This window comes from Flavobacterium amnicola, assembly GCF_004122165.1.
In the GTDB taxonomy this organism is placed as follows: domain Bacteria; phylum Bacteroidota; class Bacteroidia; order Flavobacteriales; family Flavobacteriaceae; genus Flavobacterium; species Flavobacterium amnicola.
The window spans coordinates 448,282-469,748 of the sequence record NZ_SBKO01000001.1 but is presented as its reverse complement, the minus strand read 5'-3'; the positions used below and the strand labels follow the sequence as shown (position 1 = coordinate 469,748).

The following is a 21,467-nucleotide window of genomic DNA, read 5'->3' as shown; positions in this document are numbered from 1 at the left end:
TAATATCCAAGAACAAAGTTGAATATGAAAGTGAAAACAATTTTAGTATCGCAACCAGAACCGAAGGTTGAAAATTCACCTTATTTTGATTTGCAAAATAAGCATAAGGTAAAAATTGATTTCAGACCATTTATACATGTCGAAGGAGTAGAAGCCAAAGAAGTTCGTGCTCAAAAAATCGATTTAAATAATTTTACTGCAATAATTTTAACTAGTAAAAACTCGGTAGATAACTTTTTTAGAGTAGCCGAGGAAATGCGATACAAAGTCCCAGAAGATTTACGATATTTCTGTCAATCTGAAGCCGTTGCTTTCTATTTGCAAAAATATGTAGTATATAGAAAACGTAAGATTTATGTGGGGCAAAAAGATTTTGCTGACATGTCTTCTCTTTTCAAAAAATATAAAGACGAAAAGTTTTTGTTACCAGCGTCTGACAAATTGAATGCCGATATTCCTCAAACGTTGAATAATCTTAAAATTGATTGGACGCCAGGAACTTTTTACAAAACCGTAATGAGTGATTTGTCTGATTTGAAAGATGTGTACTATGATGTATTAGCATTTTTTAGTCCAACAGGAATTCAGTCGTTGTTTAAGAACTTCCCTGACTTTGAACAAAATAATACCCGTATTGCCGTTTTTGGAAGTACCACTCAAAAGGAGGCTTTAGAACATGGTTTACGAGTTGATATATTGGCGCCAACGCCAGAAACACCTTCAATGACGATGGCACTTGAAAAATATGTGGCCGAAGCCAACAAAGGAAAATAATAGGAATCCCGATTTTATCGGGATTTTTTTTATGCTTTTTAATTAAATTTGTAGAACGAAATTAGTAGTATGAGCACTTTAAACGGAACAATCGAGACGGTAATTGAAAATAAAATTGCTACGGTTACATTTAGTCACCCGGCAAGCAATTCTTTTCCAAGCCATCAGCTTAAAGATTTGACGAATCAGTTGAATGTTTTGAGCGATGATGCCAATGTTTCCATTATTGTTTTGAAAAGCGCTGGAGATGGTGCTTTTTGTGCTGGAGCCTCTTTTGATGAATTGCTATCCGTTTCGAATTTTGAAGAAGGAAAAGCTTTTTTTAGTGGTTTTGCCAATGTGATTAATGCCATGCGTTCCTGTTCTAAAATTATTGTAGGAAGAATTCAAGGAAAAGCTGTTGGAGGTGGTGTCGGATTAGCGGCAGCTTGTGATTATACTTTTGCAACTGAAGAAGCTGCTATAAAATTATCCGAAATCGCTATTGGGATAGGTCCATTTGTAATTGAACCTGCCGTTTCTAGAAAAATAGGAAAAATGGCAATGGCCGAAATGACTTTAACGCCAACCAAATGGCAAACGGCCGATTGGGCATTTGAAAACAAATTGTATTCCCAGATGTTTGATTCTATTTCCGATATGGATTCTGCTTTAAATGGTTTTGTTAGCCTTTTGGGGAGTTATAACCCTGAGGCTTTACTTGAGATGAAAAAAGTACTATGGGAAGGCACTGAGCATTGGAGCGAATTGTTGTATGAAAGAGCTGCTATTTCTGGAAAATTAGTCTTAAGTGATTTTACCAAGCAGGCATTGCAGCAGTTTAAAAAATCTTAGAGTTCTGGTTTTCTTCTGTTTTTTTTAATTTCCGAAATGTTTTTCTTGTCTTTTATGCGTTTCCGAATTACTGATTTTGGAATTTTTGTTGCTTTTCTAATTTTCGGGACTATCAAATTTTTTTCCAGTAGCTCAAATAATTTTTTGGTAACAATTTCTTTGTTTTTGAGCTGACTTCTGTCTTCTTCGGAAGTTAAAATCAGTAAACCTTCCAGACTTAATTTTTTAGCAAGTTTAGATAAAAGAAGTGTTTTTTCTTCTTCCGAAAAACCATTGGAGCCCTCTAAATTAAAGCTTAAAACAACTTTACTTGCTACTTTGTTTACGTTTTGACCGCCAGCACCACTACTTCGAACGGCTTTGTAAGTAACTTCCGATTGAATAATTTCTTTATTCATGATTGGCCTGATGTGCAGGTTTTAATAAATCGTTTACCGTTTTAACCGGATTGAACGTTGATAATGGGACTTCTACAAAAATAGTACTCCATTTAGCCATGGCACCATTCCATAATCCTGGTAGTTCAAATGCCTTTATGGGTTTTCCGAGTTTTGTTTTTTCAGTAATAAATGCGGCTTCAGGATCAACAAACTTGTTCAAATCAAACTTATTTCCTTGAAAATCTTTCACTCCACACACAATATCTACCGGATTAAAATGGGTAGCGTTATGTAAAATGTTTTTTTGCGTTTTATCTGATAAATTTACTTGAGAAGATTCTACAATTTGTAATGACAATCGTCCTTTGTCATCTTTTACCCAAAACGGACCTCCTCCCGGTTCGCCTTCGTTTCGGACCATACCGCACACACGAATCGGGCGATTTAGTATTTTAATTAAATATTCCTTTTGGTATTCTTTTTGAAATCGAGCAAAGTCTTCCGTTAATGGAAATGATAAAGTACTTTCCACAAATGATTTAATTTCTTCGATTTTGTCGTCTGGGCAATTTCCATCATGTAAAAGTTTTAAATATTCAAACACATGAAATTGGGTATGAAGTAATATGCCTCCTAAGACTTTCTTGTTTTCGATCAGTTCATTGATTCCTATTTGAGAGACGTTATCGATATTTTTGATAAAAATAATATCCGAGGTTAATTGATTTAAATTTTCTATCAATGCCCCATGTCCTCCAGGTCTAAAGAATAAAGAGCCATCTTCTAGCCTAAAAGGTGTATTGTTGGCATCAACAGCAATAGTATCACTACTTTGATCTTGATACGAAAAGGTAGCTTCTATATTTGGGTATTTACTTAAGATGCGTTCAAAATCATTTTGAAATTCTACTGAAACGGTGAAATGAATTTTTGTTTTCTGATTTTCTTTGACGAAAAAAGCAGCTTCCCACACATGTTCGTCAATGGGTGTTTCTACAAGATCTTCTTTCAGGTGAAAAGGTAAAATTCCTTTCGGTTTGCTAGCAAAATCTAGACCTTTTTTATCCAATAGTGTGAAGATAATAGCGTGTACTTTTTTGTCAACACTATAATTGGGATAGTCGGGAAATAATTTTTTTGTTTTTTCTTTTAATTCGGTATAAAACGGAAAATTTCGAATTCCTACAATAAAGACTGAAAGATTAGTGTCGTTGTATTTGTTAACATAACTATTTATAGTGTCTGTTTCTGGATTAAAACGATTTAAAAATTCATTTAAAAACTGAAACATTCGTGTAGCAGCACCAGAAGCAGGTACAAATTTCTGAATGGTATATCTTGATTTGTGCTGGTCAAAATAGGTTACCCATTGCGATTTTTCTGTTGCATCGGGACACAAAATACCATTGCCAATGGTTGCCGATTGGTGTAAATTAATTTTAGGAATACCGTTTTTGAAATAATACAATTGCTGCATTATTTTATCTAATGAATTTCCTCTTTTTGAGATATAGTTTAAATCTGTTTGACTAAATGTTTTTTCCATTCTAAATAAGCTGCGATAGCTAAAATTGTAAACACAATGTATTGAATACTTGTAAAGGTATATCCTTTGGTAAAATATAAAGGAATAGAGATGAAGTCACCAATAATCCACAAAATCCAGTTTTCGATTTTTCGTTTGGCCATCAGCCACATTCCCACAAAGAAAATACCCGTAATAAAGGTGTCAACATACGACGCCCAACTCGTAAATTTATCAAAAAAAAGATAAACAATAATAACAAAAACCTCAGTTAAAACAAAAATAATGAGTGCGTTTGTTTTTTCTCTGGAAGTAATTTTCGAAATGGGGAATTCAACAACTTCTCCTTTTTTTCTCGACCAATGATACCAGCCATAAATACTCATGATAAAATAGTATACATTAATCATAGAATCACCCAATAAGGACCATGTCCACAGTAAATATGCGTATATTAATGTACTGATGATTCCTGTTGGAAAAACTAAAATATTGTCTTTTTTGGCACACCAAACACTCCAAAGTCCAAAAAATATTGCGGTGAGTTCAAGTATGATATGATAGGTTGGATACCCTCGATATTGCGAAAATAAATAGTCGATCATTTTAGGAATTAAAAAAATTAATGTCATTTTCAAAAGCAGTTCCAATGACAACCAAATCGGCTCCTACTGAAAAGGCCTCGTCAATTGCTTGTTTAGAACGAATACCACCGCCAACAATAATCGGGATTTGAATGTTTTGTGAAACTTTTTGAATCATAGCTAAAGGCACCGCTTGTTGTGCACCACTTCCTGCTTCGAGGTATATGAGTTTGTTGCCAATATATTCCCCAGCTTGAGCGGTTTGAAGCACATAATCTGCATCGTCTCGGTTTAAAGGTGTGGTTTGACTTACGCGTTCCACTGCCGTTTGTTTGCCACTTTCAATCAAAATATAACCCGTTGAAATGACTTCAAGATGGGTTTTCTTTAAAATAGGCACGGCATTTACTTGATGTTCGATTAGGTAATCGGGATTTCTTCCAGATAAAAGTGTCAGAAATAATATAGCATCAGCTTTATCGGAAATTTGTGAAGGATTTCCAGGGAATAAAACTACGGGCAGGTGTGTTTTTTCTTTCAGCAAAAGAATTAATTCGTCAATGATGTTGGCTTCCACAAGACTTCCGCCAACAAAAATATGAGTCGCTGGTGAATGGTTAATTTTTTCAACCAAAGTAGCTAACGAACTTAGGTCAATTTTGTCGGGATCCAATAAAATGGCCAACAATTTTTGGTTGTTTTTTTTTGCCGCTACAATTTGTTGGTAAACCATTTGTTTTTCTTATTCTGTTGTAAAAATAAGTCTTTTGAGAAGAATATTGTTTGGAATACAAAAAGTATATGACTAAAATATTTTTTCTGATATGATTTTTGTCATGAAATAGATGGAATGTCAGAAGTAATTTTGGAGTATAAAATAATAGAAATCATGACATTATATCAAAAAACATTTCAAAACTTTGAGGAGGGATATTTAGGTTTTACCACTTTAGCCATTATTGGACAAAGTTGTTTGGGTGGCGCAGCAGCCATGTATATTTTACAAAACGGTGTTTCCTTTTTTCAAATGATTCAATTGGCGATGGTGGTGTTAGCCTGCAGTTTTGCTAATGGGGCCATTTTAGCACAACAAAAACACAAATTGGTATTCGATTTAATTGGAATTAGTGTTGTAATTAGCATAATGATGATTGTTTTAAACGTCTGGGTTATTTAAAAGTCAAATAAATTATTTCATCGCACAAACCAAAGTGTAATTTTGACTCATTTGTTCACTGTCGTTCGAGTCTATTTCTTCAAAATAAATGGTGTACTGTTGAATAGTATTATTGAAATGCAGTTCGGCAGTACATTTTTTTTCGGCTAATTGGAATGGGTTTTCAAAAATATGATCTAGAAAACTAATACCTACTTCGTTTTCAAGTTTGAAAATGGATTCTTTTATTCCCCATATAATGGTAGCTTTTTTCATTTGGTCTTGATGACTTAAATGCTCTAAATGTGAAATTTCCATAAAACGCGGGGCAATTTTCAACACTTTTTCTTTAATAAGTTCCAGATCAATTCCAATGTTCTCATCGCTGATAGCAATTGCTGAAAAATCAAAAGAGTGAGAAATCGAAATGTGTTTTCCATCGTTGAGGTGCGGCTTGCCAAATTCATCATAATACAAATCAAAATCACTATAACCACAATGGTTGAGTAACATCCTAACGGAAAGAAATCCTTTTTGATGACCTTCCGATTTCATCGTGTTTAATCGGATATAATTGACGTCGGTTAAGGCAACAGTATCAAATAAATCTTCAAAAGGCTCTGTGATTTTCCACAGATAAATAGTTGTTGAATCGTTGATTTTTAGCGTCTGATGTAAAGGCATTGTAATCTGTTTAGCTCATTGGGTTGAAAATTAGTGAATTAGATTTCTTAAACAATTATTAATTATTGCTTATAAATTGGGAAATCGAAAACTAATCTGTAATTTTGCAGTCCGAATTTGTTAAACAAATATACTAAATAGATGAGTACAACAACATTGCCTTTTGTGGCGTACAAAGTAAAAGATATTAATCTTGCCGCTTGGGGAAGAAAAGAAATCGAATTGGCGGAAGCTGAAATGCCAGGTTTAATGGCGCTTCGTGCAGAATATGGTGCGAGCCAACCGTTAAAAGGGGCACGTATTGCAGGATGTTTGCACATGACCATTCAAACGGCCGTTTTAATTGAAACATTAATTGCTTTAGGAGCTGAGGTAACTTGGTCTTCTTGTAATATTTTTTCAACTCAAGATCAAGCTGCTGCTGCAATCGCTGCTGCTGGAATTCAAGTATATGCTTGGAAAGGTCTTGATGAAGAGTCTTTTGACTGGTGTATCGAGCAAACATTATTCTTTGGTGAAGATAGAAAGCCATTAAACATGATCTTAGATGACGGTGGAGATTTAACTAATATGGTTTTTGACCGTTACCCAGAATTAATTCCTGGAATCAAAGGATTGTCTGAAGAAACTACCACTGGAGTTCACAGACTTTACGAAAGAATGAAAAACGGAACGTTATTCATGCCGGCAATTAACGTGAATGACTCGGTTACGAAATCGAAATTTGATAACAAATACGGTTGTAAAGAATCGGCTGTAGATGCTATTCGTCGTGCTACTGATGTAATGTTAGCAGGTAAGAGAGTGGTAGTTTGTGGATACGGTGACGTAGGTAAAGGTACAGCGGCTTCTTTCCGTGGTGCTGGTTCTATTGTTACAGTAACTGAAATCGATCCAATTTGTGCGTTACAAGCGGCAATGGACGGATTTGAAGTGAAAAAATTAAATACTGTTGTTGGAAATGCTGATATCATCATCACCACTACAGGAAACAAAGATATCGTTATGGGAAGCCACTTCGAACAAATGAAAGATAAAACAATCGTTTGTAACATTGGTCACTTCGATAACGAAATCGACATGGCTTGGTTAAACAAAAACCATGGGGCTTCAAAAATCGAAATCAAACCACAAGTAGACAAATATACGATCGCTGGAAAAGATATCCTGATCCTTGCGGAAGGTCGTTTAGTAAACTTAGGTTGTGCTACAGGTCACCCATCATTCGTAATGAGTAATTCATTCACTAACCAAACGTTGGCACAATTAGAATTGTGGACAAACTCAGCGGCTTACAAAAATGAAGTATACATGTTACCAAAACATTTAGATGAGAAAGTTGCAGCGTTGCACTTGGCTAAATTAGGTGTTGAATTGGAAACATTAAACGCAGAACAAGCGGCTTATATTGGTGTAGAAGTACAAGGACCATTCAAGCCAGAATACTACAGATATTAATTGACATTGCAAGGAAACGAAGCAATCTCATCCATAAAAAAAGCCTCTCAATTTTTTGAGAGGCTTTTTTGTGTTCTTTTGTTTTTAAGCTTCAAATTTACTGTCATAGTAATTTTTCAAAAGCGGAATTTGAATGCATAACATTATCGTGGTTAATACAACAGTATAAGTAGTTATAGTAGAAAACTGCCAGGTTTTTATCGGATTAAAATTAGTCAATAAATTATAATTCAGATGTAACAGTCTGTTGTTTGATGCAGCAGTACCATTCCATAAAACATAAGCAATTAAAACGGCCAGACCAATAAAAATGGCAATGAAAGTCTGCTTCGAAATTAAGGGTTGGTAGGTTGTTGCAGCACTCGTTTTATTAGCAATTACTTGCGACATAACTTTTGATGTAAAATCAAAGGAAGGAGAGGCTAATGTAGTATCCTTCATGAGATGATCAATCAGTTTTTCTATATTTTTATCTTCGTTCGCTTTCATAATATTCTACTATTTCAGGTTCTAATCGTTCTTTTAAAATGGAAGCCAATTTTTTCCGGGTTCTAAAAAGTTTGACTTTAATATTACTGACACTATTGTTCATTACTTTGGAAATTTCATCAACAGATTGATCATCAAAATAATATAAGGTCAATAAGAAAGCTTCGTCATTTGGTAATTCCTCCAAGCAATCTTGGATTACTTGATTTCTTTCCTTTTCATCAATGGTGTCTAAAACACTTTCTAATTCTTTAACTTGATGCTCACTAAAATCTTCTATATAGCTGGTCTTTTTTTCTCTTTTACTTTTCTTCAACGAATCAAGACAAGTATTGTAAGTAATTTTATACACCCAAGTCGAAAATTTAGATTCGCCTTTAAATTTTTCCAAAGAGCGAAACACTTTAATGAAAGTATCTTGGGCTATTTCTTCGGCTTCTTCTTTATTAGTGACCATTTTTAGGGCCAAAGTATACACCATGTCTTTATAACGGTCGACCAAAGTTGTAAACGCATTTGGGTTTCCATTTAAAATTAGATTGATATAATGTTGGTCTTCTATTTTGGCCATATCTACATAGGACGATAAAACATCAAATTAGGTTACAAGTTACGCCAAAAAAAATATTTTTTCTTTTTCTGTAACCAAAATAAAACTCTTGTCGTCATAGCTTATGAACTTATAAATAATTATCAATTTTTTAAATCAATCAAATCATGAACGGAGACATTTTAGTACCAATGAGTATGTTTTTAGCAATTTTCGGGGTAGTATACCTTTATTTATCCACTAGAAACAAAGAGCGTTTAGCCCTTATCGAAAAAGGAGTAGATGCCAGTATTTTTATGAATGGAGGGCAAGATCGCACCCCTTTCTACAAAGTAATTCTTTTAAACTTAGCCTTATTATTAATGGGAATTGGAGTAGGTGTTTTTATCGCCTTGTTATTAGCAACCTATACTTCATTAAACGAGAGCGCATTGTATCCAGCAATTATTTTCACCATGGCAGGGGCCTCTTTGTTTGTGGGATTTACAATGACTAAGAAATTAGACGAAAAATAAAAGAATAAGATTGCAATTCATAAACAGAAATATGTTAAAAAAAATATTTTTAAATCCAGAGGAAAAACTAAGAGATGGTTGGTGGGTTGTAATCTTCTTTAATATTTTAATCGCTTTTTTATTTCCATTAATTATTTTGGCAGATAAATATGCAGTTGAAATTACAATAATTCATCAAGCATTTTTAATTTTTATTGTTTCAATTATTTGTCAGTTTTTAAGGAAAAATCCGATTGGTAATGTAACGGGAAACATTAATAAAAAATGGTTTAGTGAACTTGTGATGGGCGTTGGAATTGGAGCGTTATTAATGATTTTGCCTGCAGTAGTGTTAACCCTTTTAGGTTATGTCAGTTGGCAAATTAATGCAATTTCATATTCAACATTAATTTCTGGTGTTATACTTTTCATTAGCGTTGCTATTGCAGAGGAATTATTGTTCAGAGGTTTTCTATTTCAAAGGCTAATAGCTTCCATTGGTGAATGGCCTGCTCAATTCATTATTGCGGGATTATTTTTACTCACACATCTTAATAATCCTGGAATGACAGGTGTTGTCAAAATTTTTGCGTCGATCAATATTTTTATAGCCTCCTTGTTGTTTGGACTGGTTTATTTGAAGACCAAAAGTTTAGCGATGCCTATTGGATTGCATTTTATGGCTAATTTCACACAAGGAACATTACTTGGTTTTGGCGTGAGCGGAGATAAAGAGCCTAGTTTAGTAATTCCAAATTTTAATAACGCACCATTATGGCTTAGCGGAGGAGCGTTTGGTATCGAAGCTAGTGTTTTGGGCTTGTTTTTTTTAATCGTAATAACTTTTATGGTAGGTTTCAATTATGATTTCAATAACCGCTTTATTTCTAAAAATGTATTAAAAAATTAAAACAAAAATATAATTACAATTAGATAGTCTTCTTAAAGGAGATTATTATTCAAACATCAATCAAAAAATCAATCAAATTATGAAAAAACAATTTATTGTTGGAGTATCATTATTGGCTTTGTCGATAGGAAGTTCAACACTGCAGGCGCAAGAGCAATCTGCAAAAACGACGTCTAAGTATAATTATCATGATGCTTTTGCACCAAATTTTTATACGAAAAATGCTACCGAAACCCGTTCGGTGAGTGGACAGCCCGGAGCTAAATATTGGCAAAATAAAGCCGATTATCAATTGACTGCCACTTTAAACGAGAAGAAAAATGAGATTGTTGGGACAGAAATTCTGACCTATACCAACAACAGTCCAGATAAAATTTCCTTTTTATGGATGAATGTCGATCAGAATTTGTTTCAAAAAGATTCTCGCGGAAAATCTATCATTCCAGTTTCAGGAAGTAGAAATGGAGACAAAGGACAAATTTTCGATGGCGGTCACAAAATTAAGTCAATTAAAATAGTGTCAAATCAAAAGGGGAAGACTCTAGAAAGAGACGCTAAATTTGAAATTATTGACACTAGAATGCAGATTTTTTTACCAGAAGAATTACAATCTAATGGCGGAAAAGTAACGCTTAAAATTGAATTTTCGTTTATTTCTCCCGATTATGGTTCGAACAGAATGGGGGTTTTAGAAACAAAAAATGGAAAAATATTCACCATGGCGCAATGGTATCCAAGAATGTGCGTCTATGATGATATTAAAGGATGGAATTCATTACCCTACTTAGGTGCTGGAGAATTTTATTTAGAATATGGTGATTTTGATGTTACCATTACCGCTCCGGCGAACCATATTGTAGTGTCTTCGGGGGAGTTAATCAATCCAAATGAAGTCTATACTGCGGAACAACAAAAACGTTGGAATCTAGCCGCTCAAAGTGAAAAAGTTGTAATAATTCGTTCGGCAGAAGAAGTGGTAAATCCGAATTCACGACCATCTGGAAAAGCGACATTGAATTGGCGTTTTAAAATTAAAAATGCAAGAGACATTTCTTGGTCATCCTCAGCAGCATTTGTTGTAGATGCTTCCAAAATTAATTTACCAAGTGGGAAAAAATCGTTAGCCATTTCTGCATATCCTATAGAAAGTGCGGGTCCAGAAGCTTGGGGAAGATCTACCGAATATACCAAAGCATCTATCGAAAATTATTCTAGAAGATGGTTTGAATATCCGTATCCAACAGCGATAAATGTTGCAGGAAATGTAGGCGGAATGGAATATCCTGGAATTGTTTTCTGTGATTGGAAAGCTACCGGAGAAGATTTATGGAGAGTGACCGATCATGAGTTTGGACATACCTGGTTTCCAATGATTGTAGGTTCTAACGAGCGTTTGTTTGCTTGGATGGACGAAGGATTGAATACGTTTATCAATTCATTAAGCGCAACTGATTTTAATAAAGGCGAGTACAAGTCGCGACCAAGAAACATGCACCGTGGGGCTAATTTTTTAACAAGTCCAGATTTAGAGCCGATAATGACAACTCCCGACGGAATGAAAGAGCAAAATTTAGGAACATTAGCCTATGAAAAGCCATCATTAGGATTAGTAATCTTACGTGAACAGGTGTTGGGTGCAGAACGATTTGATAGAGCTTTTAGAATCTATACAGAACGTTGGGCTTTTAAACATCCTACGCCAGACGACTTTTTCAGAACGATGGAGAATGTTTCCGGAGAAGATTTGAATTGGTTTTGGAGAGCTTGGTTTGTTAACAACTGGAGACTGGATCAAGGGCTTACTAAAATTAAATATATAAAAGATAACCCGAAAAATGGCGCTCTAGTTTCAATTGAAAATTTAGAAAAAATGGCCATGCCTGTTGTTTTGGGAGTAAAAACAAAATCGGGAGTGGTGAGCCGAGTAAAACTTCCGGTGGAAGTTTGGCAACGCAACGCCGACTGGAAATTTAAAATCAATACAACCGAAGAAATCGCATCCATTACGATTGATCCTGATCGTGTTTTTCCAGATGTGAATCCGAGTAATAATGTGTGGGAAGCTGGAAAAGGGGAATTGGAAAAAGAACCAGTTTTGGATGCTTACTTAGGGAAGTTTTCGAGCAAACAGCTTCCAATTAAACTTACTTTTACAAATGTAGATGGAATGTTGGTTGGAACACCACAGGACGGTCAAGGACCACCACTTGCTTTTGAAGCGGTTGCCAAAGACAAATTCAAATCGGAGGAAGCTGGAGTGGAACTTCAGTTTAACGAAGCTAAAAATGAATTTGCCATCAACATGGGTGGACAAAGTTTTGTCTTCACGAGAGAATAATTTTGGAACTATAGATTTTACAAACCCTTGCAGCAATGTGAGGGTTTTTGTTTTAGGCTATATCACCATTAAATTACATCCACGAATATCAGAATTATCGAAACGTCCTAAAACTTCGAAGGCAGTATTGCCTACAATTTTACCCAAATCCTGTGTGGCAATAAAAGAGCATGAATTGATATTGGCCAAATCAATAACGTTTATTCCGCCCGTTTTACCATCAGAAATATACGTTAAAGCATCTTCGGTATCTCGAATTAAAATTTGCATCCAATTAGGGCATTCAAACACTCCATCTCCTAACGAATAGGCTTGGGAGAGTAATTCGGTCATACCATATTCAGAATGGATTTCAGAAACTCCAAAGCCTTTACAAAGAAGTTGATGTAATTCTTCTCGAATAATTTCTTTACGACGGCCTTTCATTCCGCCGGTTTCCATAATGATTGTGTTCTTTAAGTTGAATTGATGTTTTTCAATCAAATCCAATAAAGCATAAGTCACCCCAATTAAAATTACATTTTGACCATCCGTATCTAATCGGATCAATTTTTCGATTAATTCCTCATGATTGTTGAGGTAAAAACCACTTTCTGTATTGTTAGACAATTGAATTAAATCGTCTACCATATGAATCAATGAAGAGCCATCTCTTTCTAAATAAGAAGGTAGTAACGCCAAAACCACATAGTCTTCGATATTGCCATAAAATTGTCTGAATGCTAAGCGATAACTTTCTTCGTAAAAAGACAAATCAGTTACATGATGTTTGCTGGTGCTCATTCCTGTAGTACCACTACTGGTAAATGTAGTTTGAATAGGAGCAGTCGAACTTAAAACGTCATGGCTTTTAAAAAATTGAATGGGTAAAAAGGGAATGTCTTCCATTCGTTTTACATTGCTTTTGTCTTTTTTTAAGAGTTGACAAAATTCTTGGTACACTAAATTGTTATCATATTGAAATCGGAAAACCTTTAGCGTGATTTTCTCAAATTCTTTTTTGGATCCGATTTCAAATATGTCTGACGTTAAAAGCATAGTCCAAAAGTACACAAAATAAAAAGTCCCGCAAAAAGCAGGACCTCAAAAAGTATTTATGTTTGTGTGTGTTATTCTACAGTAAATTCTTTGATTTCTTGTTTTTTCCCCTCAACGATTTTTACAGTATATTTTCCTTTTTTAAACTTTGAAAGATAAATAGCTGATCCAACAGTTTTCGTAGAGAATACTTTATCACCTTCGTTATTGTAAAAAGTAATTTTCTTTTTGGTATAGATGTCAGAAACCACGTAAATGTGTTTTCCATTTTTTTGTGAATCGTAAGAAACAATTTTCAAACCTGAAATAGTATTTCTTGTCGGATTTGGATTTTCGTTTTTAGGGTTGTTGGCAAAAGTTGCAAAGCTTACTAGTAAAAATAAATAAATAGTTTTCATATCTTATTGTTGTTTGTTTATCATTTATTAACAGGACAAATGTATAGTGGGATTGTGAGTTAAAATAATATTTTCGATGAGATAGAATTATTTTCGTTGAAAGCCTGTTTTGCTGTTTTTGCGGTTAGAGAAAACTCACTAAAATAGGTGATATTTGGCTAGTAAAATGAACTAAAATAAAAATCCCGTCCTTTTAAAGTGACGGGATTTTGATAAAATATGGTTTCAATTAGTTATTCAATCACTATTTTACGAGTGGCTGTTTTACCTTCTTCTGAAATTTTTAGCATATAAACGCCTTTAGGAAGACTAGATACGTTTATTTGATCGTGGTTTACTTTGGTTGTGGCAACCTTCTTGCCCAACACATTAAATATTTCGACAGTTTGAAGCGCGTAACCATCTGAAGTAATATTTACAACTGTAGTTGCTGGATTCGGATACACTTTCAAATTGGAAATGTTGTTTTCAGTTCTTTTTAAAGTGGCGAACGCAATGCCTACATTGTCAAAATACCATTTACCGTTGCTTCCATTATATCCTCCACCCTGAACTTGTTCGTATTGTGTTCCACCGCTTGGGTTAAAAATAGAAACGATTCTGAAGGCGAAATTTGGATTGTTGTCGCAACTTGCCGGAAAGTTTAAAGTAGTTGTGGTAAATGAAGAAGAAAGTCCTCCATTGTTATTACTTAAAACGTTCCATGTTGATCCGTTGGTAGTATACTCATACTGTTGCCATCTTGAAGATTGGTTGTGTCCGTAAGTGTCAAAGCTAATGCTAATTCCTGCATATCCAACTGTACTTGTGGCAAATCGGATACCAGCAGTTCCAGAGCCAACAGTTAAGGCAGGGAAATCGGCAAAACCAAGCGCTTGAGTTCCACTGTTGTTGATGTAAACTACAGATCCAGTCCCGCCAATAAAACTTAGTGTTCCTGTTCCTGTAGTAGCGTTTGTATTACTTGAATTAAAATTCCAACCCGCTATGGTTCCTTGTGCTTTGGTGAAATTTAAAAATAAAAGACATACTAATAGTGTGTAGAGTTTTTTCATACGTATTTGTGTTAAATTGTTTCGTAAAACAAAATTAGGATGTTTCTTTTTTGCAATCGTTAAACTTGTGGTAAATTTCGATAAAGCGTGTTGTTTGTCTGTTCAAATGCTCTTTAAAATAAAAAGCCCTAACTGTATTTAGTTAGGGCTTTACTATTTTTATTAGAGAAGATTACTCAATCACTAATTTGCGAGTAGTGGTTTTACCGTCTTCGGTAACTTTTACCATGTAAATACCAGCGGTTAAACCAGCTACATTTACAGGAGCATTTGTTACTTGAGTTGCTAAAACTTTAGCGCCCATAACATTGAAGATTTCTACATTTTTAGTAGCAAAACTATCAGAAGTAATGTTTAAAACCGTGTTGGCAGGGTTAGGGTAAACTCTTAAACCAGCGATAGCGTTAAAATCGTTTCTTGAAAGTGAAGGTAATGTTGTACTTATTCTTAATTCGTCAAACACGATGGTTGGTGTTGATGCAGCAAGATCTTGACGTAACATAAATCCACCTAAATTAGTAAAGGCAGCGCCAGGTGTTACGGAAACATTAGGAGCAGCAGGTGTTGCTTGGTTTTCATATAATGCCAATGTATTTGTTCCAAAATCATAACCCAAAACTAAATACTGAACAGTTCCGGAATTGTAAAGATTTGAAGACCAAGTCACATTTGCTGAAGTTGAATCTGTACTTAATCCAAATTGGTATTGACCTGCGTTATTTCGTAACCAAATTCTTGCATTAGTGGAAGCACCAGTGTTGTCTGTGAATAATGCAAAATAAGTTGGAGTTAAATCAACTGTAACATTAGATAAATCTGTAATCGAAACCAAATTCGAAGAATAGATGGTTCCAGAAGTGGTACTTGTAAATGGTGTTCTTGCTTCTGCACCAGCACCTGACCAAGTTACTGAATTTCCAACTGGAGTTACACCAGGGTAAGTAAGATTTCCTGTAGCTAGAAGAATATCATCACCTGAATTTAGGATTGTCCATTTTTGCTCATTTGTTAAAACGTTACCTACAGTATAATTAAATGATTCGTAGTATGGTAAAGTATTAATTGGTTTGCAACCTCCTGTTGGAGCGATTACAGGAATAGTAAAGCTGCAAGTTCCACCTGTAATGGTTATTGAATTGTTTACTCCTTCGTTAGTACCTGTAATTGTTATGTTTCCTGCAGCTACTGTGCTAGGGTTGTCTCCACCTACCACTCCGGTAGTTGGGGTAACTGTGTAAGCAGCAGTCCCACCACCTGTGTAAGGTATAGTGATTGTATAAGTGTCAATTCCTAATGTTGTTGCTGCACATGCTGTTGTTGGAGCACCAGGAACTAAAACACAACTTGCAGACACGTTTTTAACGACAATGTCATCAATTCTAAATTGCGTTGTATTCGGAACTGCAACAGTTGAAGGATGCGTAAAACGTAAAGAAAGTGTTGTTGAAGAAGGAATTTGTCCAGGGTCAACATTTACCAAGTTCCAAGAAGTGTTGGTATTGTTTGTGAAAGTTATAGGTGTCCAGTTTGTGCCATCTGTACTTTTTTCAAGTATTAATTGACTTGTAGTTACAGAAGTTATATATCCAAAAGACATTTGAAGACCAGACGTCAAATAAGCTGATGTATTAATTCCATCAATTCTAAAAAAGTGACCAACATTTCCTGTTTGAGATAGGAATACATTTCCACCCCCAGAAGAACCAGTATATCCAGTTGAAGGTGCTGTAACTCTCATACTTGTTGCGCCAGAAGTTCCAGAATAGACAATCGGAGAGCCATTTTGGAATGTCGCTGGGGCTGATCCAGTGATATAATTGGCTACAGTGGTGTTTGCTGTAGGTACTCCCATATTCTCAGAGTACACTGTTTGTGCTTGCGCAACATATACTCCTATTAATGTTAATACTAATAAGTAAATTTTTTTCATTTGAATTTTGTTTAAAAATTGGACTACAAAGATAATAAGTAATTTCATTTGTAAGAAAAAAACAATGTGAAATTATTGTAAATAAAATTAGGAGTGTAAAGTCTTAACTACTTTACAATCAATTTTCTAGTAGCGCGTTGCTCGCCATCTTTGATTTTTATGATGTAAACACCAGGATTTAAGGCGGCAATGTTTAATTCCTTTGTAGACAAAGTTGTTTGCATTACTCGTTTCCCTAGTACATCATAAATTTCAATATCTTTTGGGGTAGAGGTTTTGGAACTAATATATATCTTTCCGTTGGCAACAGGATTCGGATATACATTCATTTCAAAAGGTTGTTCTTGTTTAGAAGCCAATGCACTATCCTTACCCTCCTGAGCACTAACGCTCAAAGAAAATAAAAAGAACAGTGATGTGATATAAAAGTAATTTTTCTTCATTGATTTCTATAATAGTGTAAAGTTATAAAAATATTTCAAATACCGTACCAAAAAAAAAGCCAGAAAATGATTTTTCTGGCTTTTTAACAATTTAGGATATAACGTAACTACAAATTGCTTAATAAATTTACTCCGTTTACAGTAGCCCATGGACCTGCACTTAATGAAGTTCCAGTGCTTGATGCTGATGTTGACCAATTGGAGTTTGGATTAAAACTAGATGCTTGTAATGTAAAAGTTCCTGCTCCTGATATAAAAGTATTATCAGTGTTTGAAATTTTCACATTGTTCAATTTGATTTTACCTCCTGCAATTTGGTTATTGTAGGTGTTTAAATCTAAAACTTGTACGGCACCACCATTTCTTGAAGAAGGTGACGTTTGGTTTTTGTAACCATCGATCACAATGTTGCTAAAATCCCCATTTCCTTCTTTTTTGAATTGGATAGCGTCTAATTGAATTTCACTTTGTGCTTCAGTAACGGTTCCTGCCGCTCTTTTTAATGTGATGTTAGTTACCACTGGCCAAAAAGCATTGTTTACTCCTTTAGCTTCTGCTTCTATACCATAGTTTGCAGTACCTACTTGGTAAGCATACCAGTTAGTGTTTAATTGACCTCTCCATCCATCTTGCCAGTCGAAAGCATCGTCTTTATTTCCGTAAGAAACTAAGTTTTTACCACTTACTGTTCCTCCATAAAATTCGAAACCGTCATCATTACCCATGTAAGAAACTAAGTTTTCTAAAACGGTTCCTGATCCTACAGAATAAAATGAAAAGCCATTATGTTCTTTGTTATTAGTAGTAATTACTTGTCCTGCATATTCTACACGAACATATTTTAAAGTACCACCATTATGACCAGCATTAGACCCACCATATACTAATGATAAACCATCTTCTGAAGTGGAAGTTTGTGGTGCAGGGTTTACAGCAGAATTCACAATAGGAGCATCACCATACATGATAATACCTGCCCAAGAACCCGCAGTTTTAGATTTTTCTGTAAATACAATTGGAGCATCAGCAGTTCCAACAGCGATTAATTTACCTCCATTTAAAACGATTAATCCGTTTTCTCCAGTGGCATTGTCACAAGTAATTGTTGAACCTGCTTCAAAAGTAACAGTTACTCCATTTGGAATTTTAACCATTCCTTTTAAAGTATAGTTTCCGTATGCAAATGTTTTATTTGCTGTAAAATCGCCAGTAATTTCTCCAGAAGCTGGAACTTTAATTATTGGAGTTGATGTTTCTTCGTCATCGCTAGAGCATCCAGTGAATATTGATGCTAAAATTGCTAAACCTAAAGCAAACTTTTTCATAGTATTGTTGTTTATATTTTTGATACACAAAACTATTTTTTTGTCTGCTAAAAGGTGTTATCTAAAAATTATATAAACGTTATTATAATCCTTAAAAAAAGTAAATTTAATGTTAACAAAAAAAAGCACTCTGGCTAGAGTGCTTTTTTTGTTATGATTTTGAACCTTTAGAAAGTATAGGCTAAGTTGAAAGAAAAACCTACTCCTTTTTTATAGTCTTTAATCGTTAAATCACTTTCGTTAATTTTCACACGACTTTTATCGCCCATTTCGATTTTGTATTTCGGGTTTAGGATATTGTCAACTGAAAATTTCACTTCCCATTTTTCTCCTAATTTATTGCCCCAAACAAAGTCTAATTTGTCAAATGGCATTTCGTAGTAGTGGTCTAATTTATTAGTACCTACGGCATAGATTCTTTTGCTGTATCGGTTGTACACCAATGTCATCGTGTTTTTCCAGTTTTTGCTAAACTCTGACTCGTATTTTAAGTCGGTATTGATGATCCAAGAAGAAGCGCCTTGCAGTTTTCTAGATGGATTTGGGTCGTTTGCAATCGTTTCAATACTTGTTTTCTTATCCTTTGTTAGGTAAATGTCTACTTTAGAATCTAAGTAAGAAACATTACTTCCAAGTGAAAAGTTTTTAAGTACGTTTGAAATTTTTTCCAATTGGAAAATGGCTTCTAATTCTGCACCGTACAAAACCGCTTTTTTAGAGTTGTCGTAGGTAATGATTTGGCCTCCACTTCCAGCAGATTGCGTAAATAATCTTTCGATTGGGTTTTGGATTATTTTAGAAAAAGCAGTTACCGATACTAACTCTTTGTTGGTTGGAAACAATTCATATTTTAAATCTACATTATAATTATCACTGTTTTCAACTTTTATGTTTCCTTGTTCTAAAGTTCCGTCGGGATTTACGAATTCGGATGGGAATGCTTCCATAGTAACGGGCCTTGTAATTGTTTTAGAAGCCGCTAAACGGATGTTTGAATTTTCAGTTAATTTGTATTTACCATTGATAGAAGGTAAAAAATCTAATTTTTCAGTTGTAACCACAGTGTATGGATCGTCGAAACTTCCAGTTGGACGGTATTTAATTTCCTTTGTTGTTTGCTCGGTTCTCACCCCAGCATTAAGGTCTATTTTTGAGCCAAATTTTAAAGCAATATCTAAATATCCAGCATTTACAAACTCAAACAATTTAGATTTATAACTCGATGTTGAACCATCTTTATAGGTAACATTACCATTTTGTATTTCCGACAATAATTGCGAATCGGGAGTATTGGTATTGAAAACACCATCAGTTGCAGTTGCGCCACTTACTGGTTGTGAGATAACAAATCTGAATTTAGAATTCATTTTGTTGATATAACCATTATATCCAACCGTTAATTTGTTTGATTCCTCAATTTCTTTTTTGCCAAAATTCCAGCTGTATTCTGCTAAACCAGAAATATGGTATTTTCCGTCATAGTCATAGTATTGTCTAGAAATACTGTTTCCTCCATAACTAATAGCGGTTTTCTCTTCGTCTATTTTTGAACCTCTAAACGATTTTCTATCGGGTAATTCCATATTGGTTTTGGTATAGGAAACACCTGCTTTTACATTATGTCTTTCGTTGCTAGTCAGTTTGTATTTAGCGAAAAGTTGTGTATTTAAATACTTGGTTTGTTGCAATTCGTTTAATCGAATAAAAGTATCGGTTTGAGTAGATTGCGTATTTACAAATCCTAATTGATCTTGTATAGTGTTTTCAGTCGAATTTAAAAAGAACGTATTTGACGTTACATTTAAGCGTTTCGATTTGAAATTTAAGGCTCCTAAAAGCGATGAATTCGTAATGTATTTGTATTTTGTAGTATACAAGTTATTGTCATAAACACCTAATTGTGTTTCAAAAAAACGATCCACGCCTTCTCTTACTTGGTATTTGTTGTCAAAATTAGCAGATAATAAATATTGGAAACTATTTTGTTTTTCACCAATATTAAATTTTTGAGTGTGTGTTACTCCAAAACTAGTATTTAAAGGCGATTTGTCTTCTTCAACATCAAATCCAGAACCAAATCCGTTTATAGCTTCTTCTTTTGTGAAAATATGATTCGAAGGGATTGACTTCCCAATTACTTTAGGAATGTCTCTTTCATTTCCTGAAAAACCGAAGAAATCACTTGTAGAAGAAGCATCTTTAGATCGTAAAAATTTAGACAAGTTATTACCTGTAGTATAACCGGCTCCAAAATTAACTTTCGTTTGACTTTTTCCTGAATTTGCCGTTATAATATTAAAAGTACCTCCAGCAAAATCTCCGTAAATATTTGTGTTGAATGTTTTATAGGTTTCGATAATACTTACAATATCTGTAGGAAAAATATCTAAAGGAAGAATTTTCTTGAACGGATTATTAGAAGGAACGGCTAAATCGTTTATTAATAAATTATTATATCGGTCTTCTAATCCACGAACAAATAAACCACGTGATTCAACTTTAGAAATTCCTGTAATTTTTGTTAATCCTTCTTCCACATCACTTACTCCTTTTCTTGACATTTCTTGTGCGCCAATACTTTGTTTGATTTCAACTGCTTTCTTCTGTTCTAATAATAAAGCCGTTTCTTTTTCTTTACTTGCAGTGGCTTTAACCACAACGTCTTGTAAAGTTACGCTACCAGAACCAAGTGTTTGGTTGATAGTTTTATTTTCGCCTTCTGCAACTGTAACGGTTATTTCTTTCGATTCGTAACCTAAAAAGCTAAAAACGATAATATGGGTTCCTGCTGTAGTTTCAATGGCAAATTTTCCATCGATATCGGTAGTAGCACCATTTGTTGTACCTTTGATTACGACATTTGCAAAAGCTAAAGGTTCATTGTTTAAATCTTTGTCAGAAATGATTCCAGAAATAGTTGCTTTTTGTCCGAAAGTGCAAAGTGACAATAATAGGAATAAAATAGATAAATTAAGTTTCATTCGTTGTGTGTTTAATTTGGTGCAAAGGAATGGTCTTAATGTAAATTTGTTGTTATTTCAAGGTTACATTTAAGTTTTAAATATGTTACCAAAAAGTTAAGAGGTTAAATTTTTGTAACCC

The 21,467-nt window shown here is 34.4% G+C and carries 21 protein-coding genes; 7 read left to right on the top strand and 14 right to left on the bottom strand.

All coding sequences use genetic code 11. The features are described from left to right. The first annotated feature begins 24 nt into the window (after positions 1-24). Both EQG63_RS02195 and EQG63_RS02190 read left to right on the top strand, forming a co-directional pair. The gene (locus tag EQG63_RS02195; protein WP_129433986.1) at positions 25-774 is read left to right on the top strand and encodes a uroporphyrinogen-III synthase; all 750 of its coding nucleotides are present in this window, start codon (positions 25-27) and stop codon (positions 772-774) included. A gap of 69 nt (positions 775-843) precedes the next feature. Next, on the top strand, positions 844-1,608 hold the full coding sequence (locus EQG63_RS02190) for an enoyl-CoA hydratase/isomerase family protein (protein ID WP_129433985.1): 765 nt from the start codon (positions 844-846) through the stop codon (positions 1,606-1,608). On the opposite strand, the gene arfB is transcribed toward EQG63_RS02190, so the two are convergent. The 4 genes from arfB to EQG63_RS02170 are packed head-to-tail and all read right to left on the bottom strand — an operon-like array spanning position 1,605 to position 4,830. Further along, positions 1,605-2,006, bottom strand: a complete 402-nt coding sequence (arfB, locus tag EQG63_RS02185) for an alternative ribosome rescue aminoacyl-tRNA hydrolase ArfB (RefSeq protein WP_129433983.1) — start codon at positions 2,004-2,006, stop codon at positions 1,605-1,607. The two genes, EQG63_RS02190 and arfB, sit on opposite strands and share 4 nt — an antisense overlap. Beyond that, a complete protein-coding gene (locus tag EQG63_RS02180; RefSeq protein WP_129433981.1) occupies positions 1,999-3,534 on the bottom strand; it encodes a DUF4301 family protein in 1,536 nt (511 codons plus the stop codon). The genes arfB and EQG63_RS02180 overlap by 8 nt, the downstream gene beginning before the upstream one ends. Further along, positions 3,504-4,118: a nicotinamide riboside transporter PnuC gene (gene pnuC, locus EQG63_RS02175; RefSeq protein ID WP_129433979.1), complete on the bottom strand. Its 615-nt coding sequence runs from the start codon at positions 4,116-4,118 to the stop codon at positions 3,504-3,506. Before pnuC ends, EQG63_RS02180 begins: the two co-directional genes overlap by 31 nt. Position 4,119: 1 nt before the next feature. Beyond that, on the bottom strand, positions 4,120-4,830 hold the full coding sequence (locus EQG63_RS02170) for a geranylgeranylglyceryl/heptaprenylglyceryl phosphate synthase (protein ID WP_129433977.1): 711 nt from the start codon (positions 4,828-4,830) through the stop codon (positions 4,120-4,122). A 117-nt stretch (positions 4,831-4,947) separates the two neighbouring features. Here EQG63_RS02170 and EQG63_RS02165 point away from each other — a divergent pair, with 117 nt between their 5' ends. Continuing rightward, positions 4,948-5,274, top strand: coding sequence for a hypothetical protein (locus tag EQG63_RS02165; RefSeq protein WP_235827799.1), 327 nt, complete (start codon positions 4,948-4,950; stop codon positions 5,272-5,274). Positions 5,275-5,286: 12 nt separating this feature from the next. Here the strand turns inward: EQG63_RS02165 and EQG63_RS02160 are convergent, their stop codons facing one another. Then, entirely contained in the window at positions 5,287-5,937 is a 651-nt protein-coding gene (locus EQG63_RS02160) for a 4'-phosphopantetheinyl transferase family protein (RefSeq protein WP_129433975.1), read from the bottom strand. Between the two features lie 141 nt (positions 5,938-6,078). Here EQG63_RS02160 and ahcY point away from each other — a divergent pair, with 141 nt between their 5' ends. Then, a complete protein-coding gene (gene ahcY / locus EQG63_RS02155; RefSeq protein WP_129433973.1) occupies positions 6,079-7,395 on the top strand; it encodes an adenosylhomocysteinase in 1,317 nt (438 codons plus the stop codon). Positions 7,396-7,479: 84 nt separating this feature from the next. On the opposite strand, the gene EQG63_RS02150 is transcribed toward ahcY, so the two are convergent. Together EQG63_RS02150 and EQG63_RS02145 are read right to left on the bottom strand one after the other, a co-directional pair. After that, complete coding sequence (locus tag EQG63_RS02150) at positions 7,480-7,884, bottom strand: hypothetical protein (protein WP_129433971.1); 405 nt, start codon at positions 7,882-7,884, stop codon at positions 7,480-7,482. Then, positions 7,865-8,455, bottom strand: a complete 591-nt coding sequence (locus EQG63_RS02145) for an RNA polymerase sigma factor (protein WP_129433969.1) — start codon at positions 8,453-8,455, stop codon at positions 7,865-7,867. Before EQG63_RS02145 ends, EQG63_RS02150 begins: the two co-directional genes overlap by 20 nt. A gap of 146 nt (positions 8,456-8,601) precedes the next feature. On the opposite strand from EQG63_RS02145, the gene EQG63_RS02140 reads away from it, so the two are divergent. The 3 genes from EQG63_RS02140 to EQG63_RS02130 all read left to right on the top strand — a co-directional run bounded on the left by EQG63_RS02140 (position 8,602) and on the right by EQG63_RS02130 (position 12,176). Continuing rightward, positions 8,602-8,949: a DUF6249 domain-containing protein gene (locus tag EQG63_RS02140; RefSeq protein WP_129433967.1), complete on the top strand. Its 348-nt coding sequence runs from the start codon at positions 8,602-8,604 to the stop codon at positions 8,947-8,949. Positions 8,950-8,980: 31 nt separating this feature from the next. Next, positions 8,981-9,838: a CPBP family intramembrane glutamic endopeptidase gene (locus EQG63_RS02135; RefSeq protein ID WP_129433965.1), complete on the top strand. Its 858-nt coding sequence runs from the start codon at positions 8,981-8,983 to the stop codon at positions 9,836-9,838. Positions 9,839-9,917: 79 nt separating this feature from the next. After that, positions 9,918-12,176 carry a M1 family metallopeptidase gene (locus EQG63_RS02130; protein ID WP_129433963.1) on the top strand — a complete coding sequence of 753 codons (2,259 nt, stop codon included), beginning with the start codon at positions 9,918-9,920 and terminating at the stop codon, positions 12,174-12,176. Between the two features lie 57 nt (positions 12,177-12,233). Here the strand turns inward: EQG63_RS02130 and EQG63_RS02125 are convergent, their stop codons facing one another. From EQG63_RS02125 to EQG63_RS02095, 7 genes are all read right to left on the bottom strand, one after another. Then, entirely contained in the window at positions 12,234-13,214 is a 981-nt protein-coding gene (locus tag EQG63_RS02125; protein WP_129433961.1) for a LuxE/PaaK family acyltransferase, read from the bottom strand. 71 nt (positions 13,215-13,285) lie between these two features. Beyond that, on the bottom strand, positions 13,286-13,612 hold the full coding sequence (locus EQG63_RS02120; protein ID WP_129433959.1) for a hypothetical protein: 327 nt from the start codon (positions 13,610-13,612) through the stop codon (positions 13,286-13,288). A 233-nt stretch (positions 13,613-13,845) separates the two neighbouring features. Further along, positions 13,846-14,667 (bottom strand): T9SS type A sorting domain-containing protein, encoded by an 822-nt coding sequence (locus tag EQG63_RS02115; protein WP_129433957.1) that lies wholly within the window; start codon positions 14,665-14,667, stop codon positions 13,846-13,848. A gap of 172 nt (positions 14,668-14,839) precedes the next feature. After that, positions 14,840-16,597, bottom strand: coding sequence for a T9SS type A sorting domain-containing protein (locus EQG63_RS02110; RefSeq protein ID WP_164974442.1), 1,758 nt, complete (start codon positions 16,595-16,597; stop codon positions 14,840-14,842). A 107-nt stretch (positions 16,598-16,704) separates the two neighbouring features. Then, on the bottom strand, positions 16,705-17,040 hold the full coding sequence (locus tag EQG63_RS02105) for a T9SS type A sorting domain-containing protein (RefSeq protein ID WP_129433953.1): 336 nt from the start codon (positions 17,038-17,040) through the stop codon (positions 16,705-16,707). Between the two features lie 107 nt (positions 17,041-17,147). Beyond that, positions 17,148-18,365 carry a hypothetical protein gene (locus tag EQG63_RS02100; protein ID WP_129433951.1) on the bottom strand — a complete coding sequence of 406 codons (1,218 nt, stop codon included), beginning with the start codon at positions 18,363-18,365 and terminating at the stop codon, positions 17,148-17,150. A gap of 167 nt (positions 18,366-18,532) precedes the next feature. Then, on the bottom strand, positions 18,533-21,346 hold the full coding sequence (locus EQG63_RS02095) for a TonB-dependent receptor (RefSeq protein ID WP_129433949.1): 2,814 nt from the start codon (positions 21,344-21,346) through the stop codon (positions 18,533-18,535). Between the last annotated feature and the right edge of the window lie 121 nt (positions 21,347-21,467).